This window comes from Mesorhizobium sp. M1365 (genome assembly GCF_040317865.1).
GTDB lineage: Bacteria > Pseudomonadota > Alphaproteobacteria > Rhizobiales > Rhizobiaceae > Mesorhizobium.
The window spans coordinates 29,916-47,291 of sequence record NZ_JAMYLG010000041.1; the positions used below are offsets into that span (position 1 = coordinate 29,916).

Consider the following 17,376-nt stretch of genomic DNA (forward strand, 5'->3'; position numbering starts at 1 on the left):
ACTGCCGGACGCATGGTCAAGTGCGACTCTCCGCATAGGTCGAATTGTGTTTTGTGCGAGTTCATGCACAAATGGGCGATGCTGCAACGCCCCGCCGGTGCCTTGTCTTCGACGCCCGAGCAACTCGCCAGGCGGGCGCGCCGAGCCTGGCTGCTGTTTGCGGCCGTCGCCCTGCTGATCGTCACCGCAGCGCTCTACGGCGCCGGCCTCTACGGCCGCACCGCCGAGGTCGAGACCCTGGCGGCGCAGGGGCGTACCGACGCCAATCTGAAGGTCGCGCTGCTGCGCGCCGTGCTCGAAAGCCCGCGTGCCCTGCCCCTGCTTTTGTCCGCAGACCAGCAAGTGCGTGACGCGCTGTCGCAGAAAAATGCCGCGGCAATCGATGTGCTGAACCGCAAGCTCGAGGGGCTGGTCTCCGGCACCAAGGCGTCGGTACTCTATGTCGTCGGCACCGATGGACTGGCGGTCGCCTCCAGCAACTGGCGCGAGCCGATCAGCTTCGTCGGCAATGACTACCGTTTCCGCGACTATTTCTCCGGCGCGATGCAGGCCGGAACCGCCGAGTATTTTGCACTCGGCAATGTCAGCAAGCGCCCCGGCCTCTACATTTCGCGGCGCGTCGGCGACACAGACGCACCGCTCGGCGTCGTCGTCGTCAAGATGGAGTTCGACCAGCTCGAAGCCGACTGGCGCGAGGCGAACCGCCCGGCTTATGTCAGCGACGAGAATGGCGTCGTGCTGATCACCAGCGTGCCGTCCTGGCGTTTCATGACAACCGCACCGCTGGCCGCACCTAAGCAAGCCGCGATCCGCGACAGCCAACAGTTCGGCGACGCGCCGCTTGTGCCGTTGCCGATCATGCACGCGCAGGCGCTCAGCCCGGATGTGTCAATCGTCCACGCAGTAACGCCCGGCGGCAGCGACGCGGAGTATCTCAGCCTTTTCACGACGATTCCTTCGACCCCCTGGCGGCTCGACTATCTGATCCCGGCTGAAGCGCCGATCGCCGCCGCCGTCCGCGAAATGCGGCTTCTGGCGCTCGGCGTCGTCGTCCCGCTGCTCGGCCTTGCCGCGTATCTGTTGTGGCGCCGGCAGTCGGCGCAGATGCGGATTGCCGCCGAACAGGCGGCCCGCACCGAACTCGAACGCCGCGTCGTCGAACGGACCGAGGATTTGAGCCGCGCCCGCGACCGGCTGCAGGCCGAGATAACAGGCCACCGCAGCACGGAAGCCAAGCTCCAAATCGTGCAGCAGGATCTGGTCCAGGCCAACCGCCTCGCCATCCTCGGCCAGGTCGCTGCCGGCGTCGCCCATGAGATCAACCAGCCGGTCGCCACCATACGCGCCTATGCCGACAATGCCCGCACCTTCCTCGACCGCAAGCAGACCGGGCCGGCCGAGGAAAACCTCGGCGCTATCGCAGCCCTTACCGAACGCATCGGCTCAATCACCGAGGAGTTGAAGGCATTTGCCCGCAAGGGCCGCACCGCCGCCGAGCCTGTCGAATTACGTGGTGTCATCGAAGGCGCCGTCATGCTGTTGAGAAGCCGCTTTGCCGGCCGGCTCGACGCATTGGCCATCGACCTGCCGCCGCCGAGCCTCAAGGTCATGGGCAATCGGGTGCGGCTCGAACAGGTGCTGATCAACCTCTTCCAGAACGCGCTCGAAGCACTCGACGGCCGCGACGACGCTCGTGTGCAGGTGTCGGTCGACGAGACCGCGGACGGCGTGACGGTCGGCGTGTCCGATAACGGACCCGGCATTCCACCCGCGATCCTCAAATCGCTGTTCACGCCGTTCAACACCTCCAAGGAAAAAGGCCTTGGCCTTGGCCTCGTCATCTCGAAGGACATCGTCGCCGATTATGGCGGCCGCATCGAAGTTTCGAGCGACGACAGCGGCACCCGCTTCACCATTCATCTCCAGACAGCAGCGTAAGCCATCATGACGAACGACAATGCCGCGCCGGTGATCCTGATCGACGACGACCGCGATCTCCTCAAGGCCACCGTGCAGACGCTGGAGCTTGCCGGCTTCTCGGTCTCGGCCTTTGCGGTGGCGGCCGAGGCGCTGGCCGGGCTCGACGCCGGTTTTACCGGCGTCGTGGTGTCGGATATCCGCATGCCTCAGATCGACGGCTTGCAGCTTTTCAACCGCATCCTGCGGCTGGATACCGACATTCCCGTCATCCTCGTCACCGGACATGGCGACATCGCCATGGCCGTCAAGGCGATCAAGGACGGCGCCTACGACTTCATCACCAAGCCTTTCGCCGCCGACCGGCTGGTACAGAGCGTGCGCCGCGCAGCGGAAAAGCGCCGCCTGGTGATGGAGAACCGGGCCTTGCGCGAGGCGGCCGGAGAGGCGCAGGACGGCCTGCCGCTGATCGGCCAGACGCCGGCGATGGACAGGCTGCGCCGCACACTACGCCAGATCGCCGACACCGACGTCGATGTGCTGGTGACCGGCGAGACCGGCTCCGGCAAGGAGGTGGTGGCAAGCCTTCTGCATCGCTGGAGCCGCCGCGCCAAGGGCAATTTCGTCGCGCTGAATTGCGGCACGCTGCCGGAGACCGTCATCGAAAGCGAATTGTTCGGCCATGAGGCCGGCGCCTTCACCGGCGCTCAGAAGAAACGGATCGGCCGCATCGAGCACGCCAGCGGCGGCACGCTGTTCCTCGACGAGATCGAAAGCATGCCGGTCTCGACACAGGTGCAGATGCTGCGCGTGCTGGAAATGCGCGAGGTCACCCCGCTCGGCACCAACGAGGTGCGGCCGGTGGATCTGCGCGTCGTCGCCGCCGCCAAGGTCGACCTCGCCGATCCGCGCCAGCGCGGCGCTTTCCGCGAGGACCTTTACTACCGGCTCAACGTGGTGACGATCTCGATCCCGCCGCTGCGCGAGCGCCGCGACGATGTCGCCCTGCTGTTCTTCTATTTCGCCGAGCGCGCCGCCGCCCGTTTCCACCGCCAGGTGCCGGCAGTGCCGGCTTCGGTGCATCGCCATCTCAGCGACCATGACTGGCCGGGCAATGTGCGCGAACTGGCGCATTTCGCCGAGCGGTTCGTGCTTGGATTGGAGGAAGGCGCCGAAGCACAACCCCCTGCCCCGACCCAATCGAACGCCGCCATGAAGCTGCCGGAGCGGCTGGAGCGCTACGAGGCCGACATCATTCGCGAGACGCTTGGCCGCAACGAGGGCGACGTCAGGCGCACGATCGAAGCGCTGGGGATTCCGCGCAAGACCTTCTACGACAAGCTCCAGCGCCACGGTATCGTGCGCAGCGATTTTTCGAGGTAATCGTCGCCAGGGCTTGACCGGGCGGCCCGGTTACTTGGCGTCGTGGAAGATGATACCGACAGTGTGGCGCATGCCGGAGCGAAGCCGGCTGACGCCGTGCCTGAGATTGACCCGGTAATTGCCCTTGCTGCCCTGGACCGGTCGATTGTGGACCGCGAAGGCGACCGCGTCGCCCCGGCGCAGCGGCACCACCTCGGCGCGGCTCTGCATGCGCGGACGCTGCTCGGTCAGCACGAACTCGCCGCCGGTGAAATCCTTGCCTGGTTCCGACAACAGGATCGCCACCTGCAGCGGGAAGGCCAGATCGCCGTAGAGATCCTGGTGCAAGCAGTTGAAGTCGCCGGGAACATATTGCAGCAGGAGCGGCGTCGGCCGCGTCTGGCCCTGCTCGTGGCATTGCTCGAGGAACGCGGCGTGTTCGTCGGGATAGCGCTGGGCGATACCCATGCGCTCGTTCCAGTCATTGGCGACCGCGGCCAGGCGCGGATAGAGCGCGGTGCGCAAGCCGCCGATCAAGTCGGGCAAGGGATAGCGGAAATAGCGGTACTCGCCCTTGCCGAAGCCATGCCGCGCCATATGGACATGGCTGCGGAAATGGCTCTCGTCCGAATAAAGTCCGGCGATATGCCGGCACTCCTGCGGCGTCAGCAGCTTTTCCATCACCGCGCAACCATAGCCGCTCAGCTCATCGGCCAGCGTCCGCCAGTCATATCCGGCAACGCGCACCTCCGCCGATTTGACCGCCGCTTTCGCGCCTATCGAATGGATGGTCATGGCTTCGCCTCCTGTGGCTTCTCTGTCATTGAGATGGGTGAAACGGCGCGCGCGGACCACCCGTTTCTTGCCGGGTAACTCGTTAGCGATTGTCTCGGGGATTTCGTTGAATACAATGCAGCTGGGCTTGCCGCGATGGGGGGCGATTTGATCGGACGGGTTCGACAGGGGGACAGGGCAGTCCGGCAATTCCTCGTTTGCCTCGTCGTCATGCTGGTCTCGGCGCTCCCGGCCTTGCCCGCCAGCAGCGACTGCGTCAGCGACGATGAGGTCGATCCGGCGGTGCGGATTCCCGCCTGTACGCGCATGATCGAGGATGCGACAGAGCCCCTCGAAAACCGCGGTATTGCCTATTTCAAGCGCGGCAATGCCCTGACGGAACGAGGCGACTATGACCGCGCGATCGCCGACTACAGCGCGTTCATCGGCATCGCACCGACCGTCGCCAGCGGCTACTACAACCGGGGCATCAGCTGGGTCTTCAAGGGCGACTACGACAAGGGCATCGCCGATCTGGACAAGGCGATCAGCCTGGACCCGAAATATGGCGATGCCTACTACAACCGCGGCGTCGCCTGGACCTTCAAGGGCGAGAACGACCGGGCTTTGGCCGACTATGACAGGGCAATCAGCCTCAATCCGGGAGACGGCAGAAATTACCACAATCGCGGGCTGATCTGGTCACGCAAAGGCGACGACGACCGCGCGATAGCCGACTTCGACCGGGCCATCAGGCTCAACCCGAACGACGCCGGTTCCCTGAACGATCGAGCCGATGCGTTGACCAGCAAGGGCGATGAGGAGCGCGCGCTGGCCGACTATGACAAGGTGATCAGCCTCGATCCGAAAAACGCGCATGCCTACTACCGGCGCGGCAACGCCCGGCTGACGGGCGGCGATTTTGACGGCGCCATCACCGACTACAATAAGGTCGTCGCGATCGATCCGAAGGATGCTAGCGTCTACTACAACAGAGGCCTCGCCTGGTCGAACAAGGGCGACCATGACCAGGCGCTGGCGGACTTCGACACGTCCATCAGCCTCGATCCGACATTTGCACCAGCCTATTACAGCAGAGGCGTCACTTGGGCCAACCGGGGGGACCATGACCGCGCCATAGCCGATTATGGCAAGGCGATTGGCATCGATTCAAAACTCGCCGTCGCATACTACGCGCGAGGCGCGGCCCGATCCGACGCAGGTGACGCCGATGGCGGCATCGCCGACTATGGTCAGGCCATCGCGCTCGATCCGAAATATGTCGACGCCTACAACAACCGGGGGATAGCATGGGCGGCGAAAGGCGATTTCGACGGCGCCATCACCGACTACGACCAGGCGATCAGACTCGATCCGAAACACGCCATCTCTTATTCAAACCGGGGTCTGGCCCGAGCAAACAAGGGCGACATCGATCGTGCCATCGCCGATTACAGCCAGGCGATCACCTTCGATCCGAACCTTGGCAATGCCTATTTCAACAGAGGCATCGCCTCGCTTGCAAGGGGCGATGCGGACAGTGCCATTGCCGATTACACCCAGGCGATCAGGCTCGATCCGACAAATCCGAAAATCTACGTCAGTCGTAGCCATGCCTGGTACAAGAAGGGGGAAGACGACCACGCCATTGAGGACTCCAACCGAGCCATCGGTCTCGATCCAAAAGGCGCGATGCCCTTCAACAACCGTGGCATGTCCTTGTGGCGAAAGGGCGAAGCCGACAAGGCCATCGCTGATTTTGACCAGGCGATCCGCCTCGATCCGAAATACGCCGACGCATACGCCAATCGAGGTGCAGCTCTGGCGGACCGGGGCGATAGGGACCGTGCGCTGGCCGACCTCAACCAGGCGATTACCATCGACCCGGGTCAGACCGACGCCTATCTGCATCGGGGCATGATAGATATCGACAGGGGCGATTTCGACGACGCGATGGCCAATCTCGACAAGGCGATCAGTCTTGACCAGAAAGATACCTACGCTTTCAACGCTCGGGGTTTAGTGTGGTTCAAGAAGGGCGATAATGACCACGCCCTCGCCGACTACAACATAGCGATCGATCTTGATCCGAAGCGTGCCGAGACTTTCAACAACCGGGGGATGGTCTGGGCGCGCAAAGGCGACGTCAACCGCGCCTTCAAAGATTACGGACAAGCCATCAACCTCGATCCAAAATACTCAAGCGCTTACTACAATCGGGGAATAGCCTGGTTCGCCAAAGGGGACAATGACCGTGCTATGGCCGATTACGACCAGGCAATCAGCTCCGACCCCGGGAACATCGATGCCTACAACAACCGAGGACTGGTGTGGGCGGCAAAGGGCGAGTTCGACCGTGCCATCGCCGACTACGACAAAGCGCTCGGCCTCAACCCGAAAAATACCTTTTCCTATTCCAATCGTGGAATCGCGCGTGCGGGAAAGAGCGACAATGACGGCGCCCTCGCCGATTTCGACAAGGCCATCAGCCTCGATCCAAAAGACCCTTCTGCATTTTTCAACCGGGGCATAACGTGGATTGCCAAGGGTGATGCCGAGAAGGCCATCGCCGATTTCGATAAGGCGATTAGCCTCGATCCGAAACTGATGCCCGCCTACTACAAACGCGGCGAGGCATGGCTAGAAAAAGGCGACAATGACCGGGCGATCGCCGATTACAGCCAGACCGTTACGCTCGACCCGACAAAGGCGATCGCCTACAACGACCGAGGTTTCGCCTGGAGCAGGAAAGGCGAATACGATCTCGCCATCGCCGACTACGACCGCGCGATCAGCCTCGATCCGAGACTTGTCAAGAGCTACCAAAACCGAGGCGTAGCCTGGACGGCAAAGGACCAATACAGCCGCGCTATCGCCGACTATGGCGAAGCAATCAACCTCGATCCGAAAGACGCCTCCACCTATGCTGGCCGGGGCGTCCTGTATCTCTATTCCGGCGCGACGGCGATGGCGCAGACGGATTTCGAGCAGGCGGCCTCTCTCACCCCCGACAATGCCTACTTTGCCATCTGGCTTGATATCGCGGCGCGGCGCAACGGCGCGGCGAGCCACTTGAAGGAGGCGAAAAGCAAGCTCGACATGACGAAGTGGCCGGCACCGCTGGTCAGCATGCTGCTGGGTGAAAAGACGTCCGCCGAAGCACTTTCGGATGCCGGTGCTGTGGGCCTGGCTCAGAGAACCGGACAAGTCTGCGAAACGAATTTCTACACGGCCGAGCTTAGCCGGCTCCAAGGGCATAGCGAGGAAGCCTTACGGCTTTACCGGCTCGCCGCTAGCGATTGTCCCAGGGATTTCGTCGAATACCGAGCCGCCATGAGTGCGCTGCACGATCTGGGCGTGCCGCCATAACTCTGCAAACGACCGTCTCTTTTGCCGAGAAGATCGTTGGCGAACAAGGCGATAGAGACACACCCTGCCAGACTGATCCAAGCCGGCCGGCGTCCATATGTCAGGAGCCTTCGCCAGCGCGATTCCGGTTTTCACTGGCCCGCGCTAGGCTGGCAGCAACCGCAACCGGACTGCCCATAGCATGATTGTCCAGACCTGCATCAATGGCGCGCGCAGCGCCGATTTTCACCCGCGACTGCCGCTTGATCCCGAAGCCATGGCGCGCGACGGTGCGACCTGCGTCGCCGCCGGTGCCGCCGAACTGCATGTCCATGCCCGCGGGCTGGACGGCCGCGAAAGCCTGGCTCCGGCGGCGATGGATCGGACGGTGCTGGCGCTTCGTCGCGCCTGCCCTGGAACGCTGATCGGCGTGTCGACCGGCGCCTGGATTGAGAATGACGACGAGCGGACGCTGGCCGCGATCGCCGCTTGGAGCGAGCTGCCCGACTATGCCTCGGTCAATCTCAGCGAAGACGCCGCGCCCGCTATCATGGAGCGTCTGCGCCAACGCGGCATTGGCATCGAGGCGGGGCTTGCCTCCGTCGCCGACGCCGAACGCCTGGTGAGCCTCGACCATGGCAAACGCGTGCTGCGGATCCTGATCGAAATCTCCGAGCAGGAGCCGGACGCTGCGCTGGAGATCAGCGACGATATCGCCGCCGTGCTCGACGGCGCCGGAATGCGCCGGGCAATCCTGCTGCACGGCGCCGACGCCACGGTCTGGCCTTTCGTGCACCGGGCGGCGGAACGCCGTTGGTCGACGCGCGTCGGACTGGAAGACGGCAAGGAGCTCCCTGATGGAACAGTAGCATCTAGTAACGCTGCGCTGACAGCGGCAGCCGTCGCTATCTTCGAGTCCAGCCGTTAGCGCGGGAACGGCCAATCTCCTCTTCACTGGGGAGATGCCAAGTTTGGCAACGAGGCAGGCCAAAGTCGGCCGAGCATAAGTGTGGCGGCACGCTATATCAATAAAACTTATCTAAAACTTTACGTGTTAATTAAACCAACAATTAATCGGCACATCAACGATCACGTATGTTTATGCTCTCCTGCACCGGGGACCATTTTTTGATGAACATCATTCCACAGAATGATCACGCTGCGCCGCGTCGGATTCAACAGTATACATCGATACAGGTACTGCGGGGGCTAGCAGCTCTCATGGTTGTTATCTATCATCTTCCGGCCGCGCTGGGCATGCTCGATCTGCGTATTCCCGTTCTAAACAGCGGCGTCGACCTGTTTTTCGTCATTAGTGGTTTTGTAATGGTTCTCTCGACAGAGAACAGACGCGCCGACCACCGTGCTTTTTTGATGCAGCGCTTCACGCGCGTCGTTCCCTTCTATTGGGTTATGACCTTCCTCATGGTCGCCGCACTTTGGTTGTTTGCCGGTCGTGCAGTGTTTCTTGAGCAGATCACCAATAGCCTGCTTTTCATAGCCTATCTCGATACGGTCACAGGCTATGTCCAACCGGTGCTTGGCGTGGGTTGGACGCTCAATCTGGAAATCCTGTTTTACATTCTGTTCGCAGCGACTATGCGTTTCGGCACGCTGACGCAAATGGCCATGGTCGGCGTTGTCTTTGCAATCGCCGTAGCGGCGCGCATCGTCTTCAAACCCGCCGCCGACACTGTGCTGTTTTTCTATACCACGCCAATCCTGTTTGAGTTCCTTGCCGGCATGGCGCTCGGCCACCTGGTCGGCAGACTGGCGCGTTTGCCTACCGTCCTGGGTGTCTCGGCGCTCGTGTTCGCCATCGTGTCCATGCTGGTGATGGTACTTGGCTTCAACTTGCCGCGAACCCTTGCTCAGGGAATCCCGGCCTTGATCCTTGTCGCCGGTTGCATCAGCCTGGAAAGCTATTTCCGGCTTTTTGCTCCTCGCCTGCTGGCAAGATTGGGCGATGCCTCCTACTCTCTCTATCTGACGCATCCTATCGTGCTGCTTGCGACCGCTCCTGTCGTTGCAAGCGTCAGCGTATCACCATGGCTTGCTGGCATGGTTATTGTCACCGCCTGCATTGCCGTCTCCCTGGCCAGCTACAGTTTTGTTGAAAAGCCGATTTTGGCCATTTCGCGGATGAGCCTTTCCGCCCGTCACGTGAAGGCATGAGTTGCGGCTGCGCTCCGCGGAACCACGGTGTCCCGCCAATCTTAGACCGGCGGCGCTGAACCTTCAAAAGATCCGGAAACAAAAACCCGCCTCGGGAGGACGGGTCGTTGGAGCCAAATTGGCACCATACCCAAATTAGTAGCATAGCTGCCGGCACAAAGCAAGAACAAAATGTGGCGACATCGACGAAACTGCCGATAGGCGCAGCGGCACGGCGGATGACATGGCTCTTGCCGTTGTTAAAAATCTCTCATAAGGTATTTTCATATCAGAAAGAAAATACGATCATTTCTTTCCCTTTATGAAAGCCTGAGCGTTTGCGGGAACATCTCGATCAGACCGACCGGCGACTGGTCAAGCTGCTGTCGCAAGATGCGCAGCTTGGCGTCAACCGCCTCGCTGAGAAGATGGCGATCTCGGTGCCGACGGTGCGCATGCGGCTGCGCAACCTGCTCGACCGCAACCTGCTCAAGATCGTCGGGCTGCTCAACCTGACCGAACGCCCTGAGCTGATCTCGGCCATCGTCGGCATCAATGCGCAGGGACGCGGCCGCGCCCGGGAACTGGCGCAGCGCATCTCCGAACTGCCTTTCGTGAACTCGGCCGCCGTCGTCACCGGGCGCTTCGACATCATCGTCGACGTGACCGTGGCCGGTGATGTCGCCGATCTCTACCGCGTCACCAGCGAGCTGATCCCCGGCGCCGGCGAGCCGGGCGAAGTCGTGCGCAGCGAGACCTTCGTCGTCATGGCGTCCTGCAACAAATGGGTCAGCCTGCCGGAAGGCTGCTGGTCGGACGAGACGCGGAAGGAAATGGCATGAAGATCGCGGTTCTCGGCGGCCTCGGCCTGCAAGGCCGGGCGGCGATCGCCGATCTCGTTGCCAGCGACGGCGTCGAGCAAGTGGTCTGTGTCGACACGGCAACCGACGGCGCTGCGCGGCTTGGCGGCCTGACCGACCTTGCCAGGGTGCGTTTTGTCGTGCCGGAGGGCGCGATCGGTCCGGTGCTGGCCGATGTGATGGAGGACGTCGATGCGGTCATCGACCTGTTGCCGCAGCCGCTGATGCGCGACGCGGTGCAGGCGGCGATCGCGACGCGCACGCCGCTGGTCACCACCAATTACGGCAAGGCCATCGCCGATCTCGCTCCCGAGGCCGAAAAGGCCGGCGTGTCGATCGTGACCGAATGCGGGCTCGACCCCGGCATCGACCTGGTGCTCTACGCGCGCGCCGCCAGCCAGTTCGACACCATCACCGCGATCGATTCCTACTGCGGCGGCATTCCCGAGCCGAAGGCGGTGGTCGAGCCGCTGCGCTACAAGGTGAGCTGGAATTTCGACATGGTTCTGGTCAGCCAGAACCGCGACAGCGTGCTGGTCGAGGACGGCAAACGGGTCGATGTGCCGGCCGCCCGCCAGCACGACAATCGTTTCATCCACGAGATCGAGGTGGCGGGACTGGGCAGGCTCGAAGCCTTCCCCAATGGCGACGCGCAGCATTATGCCGGCATGCTCGCCGCCGCCAAGGGGCTGCAGCGCTCCGGCCGCTATTCGCTTCGCTGGCCCGGCTGGTCGGCGTTCTGGGCGCCGCTGAAGCAGCTCGGCTTCCTGTCCGAGGACAAGGTGCAAAGCACCGGTGCCAGCCCACGCGAATTCCTCGGCCGGCTGCTTGGCCCGCAACTGCAATATGGCGCCGACGAAAAGGACCTTTGCGTGATGCGCAACGTCTTTGTCGGCAGCGAAGGCGACCGCCGCAAGACGGTGACCTCGGAGCTGGTCATCGAACGCGACCTCGCCTCGGGCCTATTCGGCATGAGCCTCGGCGTCGGCTATCCCGCCAGCATTGTGGCGCAGATGCTGGCACGGCGCGAGATCGCCGCGCCCGGCCTGCTCAATCCGCTGCTGCATGTTCCCGATGGCCGCTTCCTCGATGAGCTGGCCAAGCGCGGCATCAAGGTTGCCGAAACGGTGAGCTGGGACTGAAGGATTTTCGAACGGTGGTCGCCGCCGGCAACGGCGCTGCCGCTCAAAAAGCACCTCGATGGGGTGAAACAACAAGTGGAACAACAAACGACAACAAGGAGGAATGCCCAAATGAAGATTGCCAAGCTTTTCATCGCCGGCCTTGCGCTCGCTGGCCTTACCGCTGCCGCCAGTGCGGGAACGCTCGACGAGATCACCAAGCGCGGAGAGTTGCGCGTCGCCGTGCAGACGCAAGGACCGCCCTTCTCGCTGGTGGGTGCTGCCGGCGAACGCACCGGCAGTTCGGTCGAACTCGCCGAACTGATGGCCAAGGAAATGGGCGTCAAGATCACCTTCCTCGACTTCGACTGGGACGGCCTGATCCCGGCGCTGCTGTCGGGCAAGGCCGATCTTCTGGTCGCCGACATGACCCCGACACTGGCGCGTGGCATGAAGGTCGCCTTCACCAAGCCTTACATGTACACCGGCAGCACAGTCTTCACCAAGGCTGGGACCGCCTTCAAGTCCACCGAGGACTGCAAGGCCAAGGGCACCAAGATCGCGGTGCTGCTCGGCGCCACCGGCGAGAAGGAAGCCAAGGCCGCCTTCCCCGACGCCGATATCAAGAGCTACAAGGGCGGCGGCCCGCTGCTGCTCGACGCCGTCAACAACGGCCAGGCCGATTGCGGCGTCAACGACGTCTCGGCGGTCAAGGGCCAGTCGACCGCTTACCCCGCCGACAGCTTCATCATCATGCCGGACATGCTGTCGAAAGAGCCGCTGGCCTTCGCCACACGCTATGACGAGCAGGACCTGCTGGTGTGGATGAACCTGTTCCTCGACCAGGTCAGCCTCGACGGCCGCCTGCAGAAGAACCTCGATTACTGGGTGAATTCCGACGCCTGGAAGAAGGATCACTGAGTAGTGTGAATGGTGAATGGTGAGCAGGGAGTAGGGGGTAGGGAGTAGAGAAGAGCTACTCGCTACTTGCTGCTCCTATTCCCAATTCCCTATTCACTATTCCCTATTCACTATTCACCATTCACCGTCCAAAATGCTCGAAAACTTCAGCTTCCGCACCATCGTCGAATATCTGCCCCTGTTCGGGCAGGGCCTCGTCACGACCGTGTGGCTGTCTGTCCTCTCCTTTGCCGGCGCGCTCGCCGTCGGCATCGTGCTCGCCGCCATGAACCTGCAGCGCGGCCGGCTGTTCCGCGTCCCGGCCAAGGCCTATATCGACGCGGTGCGCGCCACGCCGCTGCTGGCGCAGCTTTATTTCCTCTATTTCGGCCTGCCGCGGCTCGGCTTCGTCCTGCCCGAGCTCGTCGTCGGCATCTTGGCCCTGTCGCTGAACAGCGGCGCCTATGTCGCCGAGATCATCCGCGCCGGCATCCTGTCGATCCCGCGCGGCCAGGTGGAGGCCGGCGTCGCCTCCGGCATGACCTATGTCCAGCGCATGCGCCTGGTCATCCTGCCGCAGGCGTTCAAGGTGACGATCCCGCCGCTGCTCGGCCAGGCGATCGTGCTGGTCAAGGATTCCGCCCTGTTGTCGCTGATCTCGGTTGCCGAGCTGACGCGCGCCGGACAATTGCTCGCCTCCGACCGCTTCATGCCGGCCGAAGGTTTCATCACCATCGCCGCCTTCTACCTCCTGCTCTATTACGGGCTGAAGGGGCTGGCGGCGCTCTCCGGGCGCTGGCTCGGCCTGGCGGGGGCACGGACATGATCTGGCAGCAGCTGCAAAGCATCGCCGGCAGCTATCCCCTCGCCTTGCACGGCCTCGGCATGACCGTGGTGCTGTCGCTGATCAGCCTGGTGCTGGGCACGCTGCTCGGCTTCGGCCTCGGCATCCTGCGCACCGGCGGCAACCGGCTGATCAGCGGCGCGATCGGCGCCTGGGTCGACCTGATCCGCGGCACGCCGTTCCTGGTGCAGATCTTCCTGATCTTCTTCATCCTGCCGGAACTCGGCATCGAGCTCGACGCCTTCACCGCCGGCATCATCGCGCTGACCAACCTGGCCGCCTGCTTCATCTGCGAGATCGTCGTCGCCGGCATCCGCTCGGTGCCGACCGGCCAGGTCGAGGCAGCACTGGCGTCCGGCCTGTCGCGCTGGCAGCGCATGCGCCAGGTGGTGCTGCCGCAGGCGATGCGCATCGTGCTGCCGCCGCTGGTCGGGCAATATGTGCTGCTGATCAAGGATTCCTCGGTCGTCTCGGCCATAGGCCTCACCGACCTCACCCGCGTCGGCTGGCTGGTGGTGCAGCGTGTACCCAATGGGCTGCTGGTCTTCTTCCTCGTCGGCCTCGGTTACTTCATCGTCTGCTACCCCCTGATCATGCTGGCCCGCCGGCTGGAGCAACGCATGGGCGCGGCGCATGGCGAGGTGCAGTTGTGACATCGAACCTCAAGGGTCCGGCAATATGACCAAAACCGGCATGATCGAATTTCGCGGCGTCAACAAATGGTTCGGCACGCTCAACGTGCTGAAGGACATCAAGCTCAGCGTCGAGCCGCGCGAAGTGGTCGTCGTCTGCGGCCCGAGCGGCTCGGGCAAGAGCACCCTGATCCGCTGCATCAATGGGCTGGAGACGATCCGCGACGGCGACCTGACGGTCGACGGCCAGCGCCTCGGCGACCCCGCCACCAACATGACGCGGCTGCGCACCGAGATCGGCTTCGTCTTCCAGTCGTTCAACCTCTACCCGCACAAGACGGCGCTCGAGAACGTCACCCTGGCGCCGATCCATGTCCGCAAGATCCCGCGCGCTGAAGCCGAGAAGGCCGGGCGCGAATTGCTCGCCAAGGTCGGCCTCGCCGACAAGGTGAACGCCTATCCGGCGCAGCTGTCTGGTGGCCAGCAGCAGCGCGTGGCGATCGCGCGCTGCCTCGGCATGCGCCCCAAGATCATGCTGTTCGACGAGCCGACCTCGGCGCTCGATCCCGAGATGATCTCGGAGGTGCTCGACGTCATGGTCGCGGTGGCCGAGGAAGGCATGACCATGATGGTGGTGACGCACGAGATGGGCTTTGCCCGCAAGGTCGCCCAGCGCGTCGTGTTCATGGACGCCGGCGCCATCGTCGAGAGCGGCACGCCGGATGAGTTCTTCTCCAACCCGAAGACCGACCGCAGCCGCGCTTTTCTGAGCAAGATCCTGCGGCATTGACAGCAGCGACAATACGCACCGAACCTGCCGTCGCCTTTGCGCCGAGGTTGCGCTCGAGCCTACAATGAATCATCCGCAGCGGCGCACTATGGCGACACACCGAGCGCGCGCAGTGCATTGCCTGCTGCGACATATTCGATGAAGTCGTGGGGGCAGTCGCGTTCCGCAAGCCGGTACCGCCGCAAGGCTTCATCGTCACGGCCGTCGAGCCGGTAAAAACTCCGCGACATAGAGATTGGCCTCGCATAGATTTTCGCGTTTCTTGGCCGGGACCGGGACGGGATCGTCGGCTGCGGCCAACGCTGCTTCGGGCGTCTGTTCGCCAAGAAACATGCGAAACCAGCGGCGCCGGCCAACTTCACGGCCGCGGCCAAGACACTTCGGGTCTCGCCGTCGGCGATCAGCAAGATGATCAGGCAACTGGAAGCGCGGCTTAGCGCGACCCTTCTGACGCGGACCACGAGGGCGACGAGCCTGACTGAAGCCGGCGAGAGGTTTTGAGCCAGGCAGGACCGGCGCTGGAGCTCATCCTTGCCGCAATGAGGGATGCGGGAAGCTTTGCCGAAAAGCCTGCCGGCCGGTTGCGGTTGAATGTCCCGCAGATGATCTATCCGAACTTCCTCAAAGTACCAGAAACTTAGGCAATGATACTTTCCAAATCCCTGCCCCGGAGCGCCGATCTGGTTCCTTTCGTGGCTCCTGCGGACGTGGCCGCGCTGTTCGCGACCAAATCTTGCGCCGGGTTAACGTCCGCTCTGGGCCTAAGATCTGCCGAAGCGTTCAGCCGACCAAGCGGCAGCAATGGGTGGCGAGCCGACGCTCCACGCGAACGCATGGAATGGCCGGCTTGCTGGGCTAGCCGGACGTTGAATGTGGATCAATTCGAGCTGAAAAGAAGCACAGTTCTGGCTCCATGACGCCGGCAGAGCCGATGGTGCCGCCAGCGCAATTCCTTTCTCTGCCCGTTTCGGACCGACGCTTCTCAGAACGCGAAATCCGCGGACTGAACGACATCGGCTGGGAGCCAGGTTTCATGAACTTGCAAGATCTCGGGCCCCCGGCTGTTGCCGCGATCGCGGACCACCATCGTCGTGACCCGGCCATTGTTCGGTTGATCGGAGTCCTTCGCGTCGCGTTGCCATTCGTGGTAGTTCACGACCGCCAGGTCGGCGCTTTGATGGCTGATCCGGATGTCGCGTATTTTGATACGGAAGGCCGGATTCGATCCGTAGATGCTCTTCATGTAACCTGCGAAATCATTTTTCCCGAACGCCCTGCCGCCCGGCATGATGGCGACCAGATCGTCGCTGATCCGGTCGAGCGCGTTCTTCTTGAACGTCGCGTCGTCGCCAGGGCATCGGCCCGCCACCCAGTCGGTGAAGAATTCGTGGATGTCGTGGATCGTCGCCTCGATTTCCTTCGTTTGAAGGGACATTTTTTCCTCCTGTCTCAAGATGATGCTGGATCAGGCGCTTTACGCCGTGGCTTGCCCCGACCGGACGCTGCTTGAGGACAGCCCGTACCACGCGAGCCACAGGCACATGAGAAGCGAGGAAATCAGCCAGATCGGACCCCCGATGCCGATCCCGAGCTGCTCACCGAGTGTCCACCCGGTTGCTGAAAGGATACCGAACGCCGAGCCGACGATCGCGGCCCATCGGGGCAGTATCCCAACGTTGTCGCGGGCATCGTGATACGCGACAAGCGCTGTCGCCAAGGCTAACGCCCAGAATCCGTTACCCATGCCGCCGGAAAACGCCCACCAGGTCATGAAGGCGTTGGTGTCACCCCGGTCGGCCGCGACCGCGACCACCGATGCCTCGGCGACTGCGGTGGAGAACGTAGTCAGGGCGCCGAGAGCCATCACCATCCAGGCAGAACTCAGCATCGGCGAACGCCGAACCCGGGGGTTGAGCGCCAGGTTCAGGAACGAAGCGCCGGCGATCAGGAACAGCGCCGCTGCCGCCGTCCAATGGACCGTAGCCCATCGCCCATGGCCCTCGGCGATATTCTGCATCTGAACAGACAAATCCGCGTCCGGTGGCCCGTGAAAGACGAGCGCAGCCGCCAGCAGCAGCGTTCCGGTGGCGAGCCAGACACCGCCCGGCCCGCTCATGCTGTTATTATTCGTTGGCATCGGGAAAACCTCCTGTGGCCTTTATCACGCCATGAGGTTTAGACCCGCGCCACGGTTGCCCGCTTCGGCGTAAGTACCCACGCAGCGAGAAATTTGGCTTGGGTAGGATTACCCAGATACGACCATGCCGATCAGGCCGTGCTCGACCGCATAGGCCGTGGCTGCCGCGCGCGTGCGCACGTTCAGCCGCGTCAGGATATCGCTAACGTGACGGTCTACCGTCCGCTGGCTCAGACCGAGCTCGCGGGCAATTTGAGGAGGTGGCGGCAGGTTACCGATGTGACAGAAGTTCGTTTCGGGCTCAATCGAGCCGTTCATCGCGTCCGCCGCCGAGGACCGGGGGAAGGGTGGATGCTGCCATTCGTCTCGTCGATGGGAACGAGTAGGTAGCGCCAATATCGCGACATTCATGGCGCTTCTCAAAAGCGGCCCTTCGCGCAACGGCTCGAATCGACCGATAGTGTTGAAGAAGTCGGCGATGAAGCCGTGGATCCACTCGCACCGAAGCGTCTTGATTAAGGTCGACGCGACCTCCTC

General features: G+C 62.7%; 17 protein-coding genes. 12 read left to right on the forward strand and 5 right to left on the reverse strand.

The features are described 5' to 3' along the window. The first annotated feature begins 78 nt into the window (after positions 1-78). Entirely contained in the window at positions 79-1,938 is a 1,860-nt protein-coding gene (locus NKH04_RS27690; RefSeq protein ID WP_352920304.1) for a sensor histidine kinase, read from the forward strand. 6 nt (positions 1,939-1,944) lie between these two features. Beyond that, on the forward strand, positions 1,945-3,300 hold the full coding sequence (locus tag NKH04_RS27695; RefSeq protein WP_352920306.1) for a sigma-54-dependent transcriptional regulator: 1,356 nt from the start codon (positions 1,945-1,947) through the stop codon (positions 3,298-3,300). A 30-nt stretch (positions 3,301-3,330) separates the two neighbouring features. Here NKH04_RS27695 and NKH04_RS27700 read toward each other — a convergent pair whose 3' ends face one another. Then, complete coding sequence (locus NKH04_RS27700) at positions 3,331-4,074, reverse strand: 2OG-Fe(II) oxygenase (protein WP_352774355.1); 744 nt, start codon at positions 4,072-4,074, stop codon at positions 3,331-3,333. A 135-nt stretch (positions 4,075-4,209) separates the two neighbouring features. Here NKH04_RS27700 and NKH04_RS27705 point away from each other — a divergent pair, with 135 nt between their 5' ends. The 9 genes from NKH04_RS27705 to NKH04_RS27745 all read left to right on the forward strand — a co-directional run bounded on the left by NKH04_RS27705 (position 4,210) and on the right by NKH04_RS27745 (position 14,702). Beyond that, positions 4,210-7,422, forward strand: a complete 3,213-nt coding sequence (locus NKH04_RS27705; RefSeq protein ID WP_353045291.1) for a tetratricopeptide repeat protein — start codon at positions 4,210-4,212, stop codon at positions 7,420-7,422. A gap of 181 nt (positions 7,423-7,603) precedes the next feature. After that, on the forward strand, positions 7,604-8,329 hold the full coding sequence (locus NKH04_RS27710; RefSeq protein ID WP_352920313.1) for a 3-keto-5-aminohexanoate cleavage protein: 726 nt from the start codon (positions 7,604-7,606) through the stop codon (positions 8,327-8,329). A 203-nt stretch (positions 8,330-8,532) separates the two neighbouring features. After that, complete coding sequence (locus NKH04_RS27715) at positions 8,533-9,576, forward strand: acyltransferase family protein (protein WP_352569108.1); 1,044 nt, start codon at positions 8,533-8,535, stop codon at positions 9,574-9,576. Positions 9,577-9,893: 317 nt separating this feature from the next. Then, complete coding sequence (locus NKH04_RS27720) at positions 9,894-10,397, forward strand: Lrp/AsnC family transcriptional regulator (RefSeq protein ID WP_023677254.1); 504 nt, start codon at positions 9,894-9,896, stop codon at positions 10,395-10,397. Further along, positions 10,394-11,557 (forward strand): saccharopine dehydrogenase family protein, encoded by a 1,164-nt coding sequence (locus NKH04_RS27725; RefSeq protein ID WP_352920317.1) that lies wholly within the window; start codon positions 10,394-10,396, stop codon positions 11,555-11,557. Before NKH04_RS27720 ends, NKH04_RS27725 begins: the two co-directional genes overlap by 4 nt. Positions 11,558-11,668: 111 nt before the next feature. Then, positions 11,669-12,457 carry an ABC transporter substrate-binding protein gene (locus tag NKH04_RS27730; protein ID WP_352569105.1) on the forward strand — a complete coding sequence of 263 codons (789 nt, stop codon included), beginning with the start codon at positions 11,669-11,671 and terminating at the stop codon, positions 12,455-12,457. A gap of 133 nt (positions 12,458-12,590) precedes the next feature. Further along, positions 12,591-13,262, forward strand: a complete 672-nt coding sequence (locus NKH04_RS27735) for an amino acid ABC transporter permease (protein ID WP_023720609.1) — start codon at positions 12,591-12,593, stop codon at positions 13,260-13,262. Further along, positions 13,259-13,933, forward strand: a complete 675-nt coding sequence (locus tag NKH04_RS27740) for an amino acid ABC transporter permease (RefSeq protein ID WP_352920321.1) — start codon at positions 13,259-13,261, stop codon at positions 13,931-13,933. Before NKH04_RS27735 ends, NKH04_RS27740 begins: the two co-directional genes overlap by 4 nt. A gap of 25 nt (positions 13,934-13,958) precedes the next feature. Next, the gene (locus tag NKH04_RS27745) at positions 13,959-14,702 is read left to right on the forward strand and encodes an amino acid ABC transporter ATP-binding protein (protein WP_352473770.1); all 744 of its coding nucleotides are present in this window, start codon (positions 13,959-13,961) and stop codon (positions 14,700-14,702) included. A gap of 86 nt (positions 14,703-14,788) precedes the next feature. Here NKH04_RS27745 and NKH04_RS27750 read toward each other — a convergent pair whose 3' ends face one another. Continuing rightward, the gene (locus NKH04_RS27750) at positions 14,789-14,932 is read right to left on the reverse strand and encodes a hypothetical protein (protein ID WP_352685236.1); all 144 of its coding nucleotides are present in this window, start codon (positions 14,930-14,932) and stop codon (positions 14,789-14,791) included. Positions 14,933-15,110: 178 nt separating this feature from the next. On the opposite strand from NKH04_RS27750, the gene NKH04_RS27755 reads away from it, so the two are divergent. Then, positions 15,111-15,203 carry a LysR family transcriptional regulator gene (locus tag NKH04_RS27755; RefSeq protein WP_352473773.1) on the forward strand — a complete coding sequence of 31 codons (93 nt, stop codon included), beginning with the start codon at positions 15,111-15,113 and terminating at the stop codon, positions 15,201-15,203. A gap of 481 nt (positions 15,204-15,684) precedes the next feature. Here the strand turns inward: NKH04_RS27755 and NKH04_RS27760 are convergent, their stop codons facing one another. From NKH04_RS27760 to NKH04_RS27770, 3 genes are all read right to left on the reverse strand, one after another. After that, entirely contained in the window at positions 15,685-16,137 is a 453-nt protein-coding gene (locus tag NKH04_RS27760; protein WP_352473774.1) for a nuclear transport factor 2 family protein, read from the reverse strand. A gap of 39 nt (positions 16,138-16,176) precedes the next feature. Then, positions 16,177-16,818, reverse strand: a complete 642-nt coding sequence (locus NKH04_RS27765) for a hypothetical protein (RefSeq protein ID WP_352473775.1) — start codon at positions 16,816-16,818, stop codon at positions 16,177-16,179. Positions 16,819-16,947: 129 nt separating this feature from the next. After that, positions 16,948-17,376: LuxR C-terminal-related transcriptional regulator (locus NKH04_RS27770; protein WP_353045292.1), on the reverse strand; the 429-nt coding region annotated here is incomplete at its 5' end.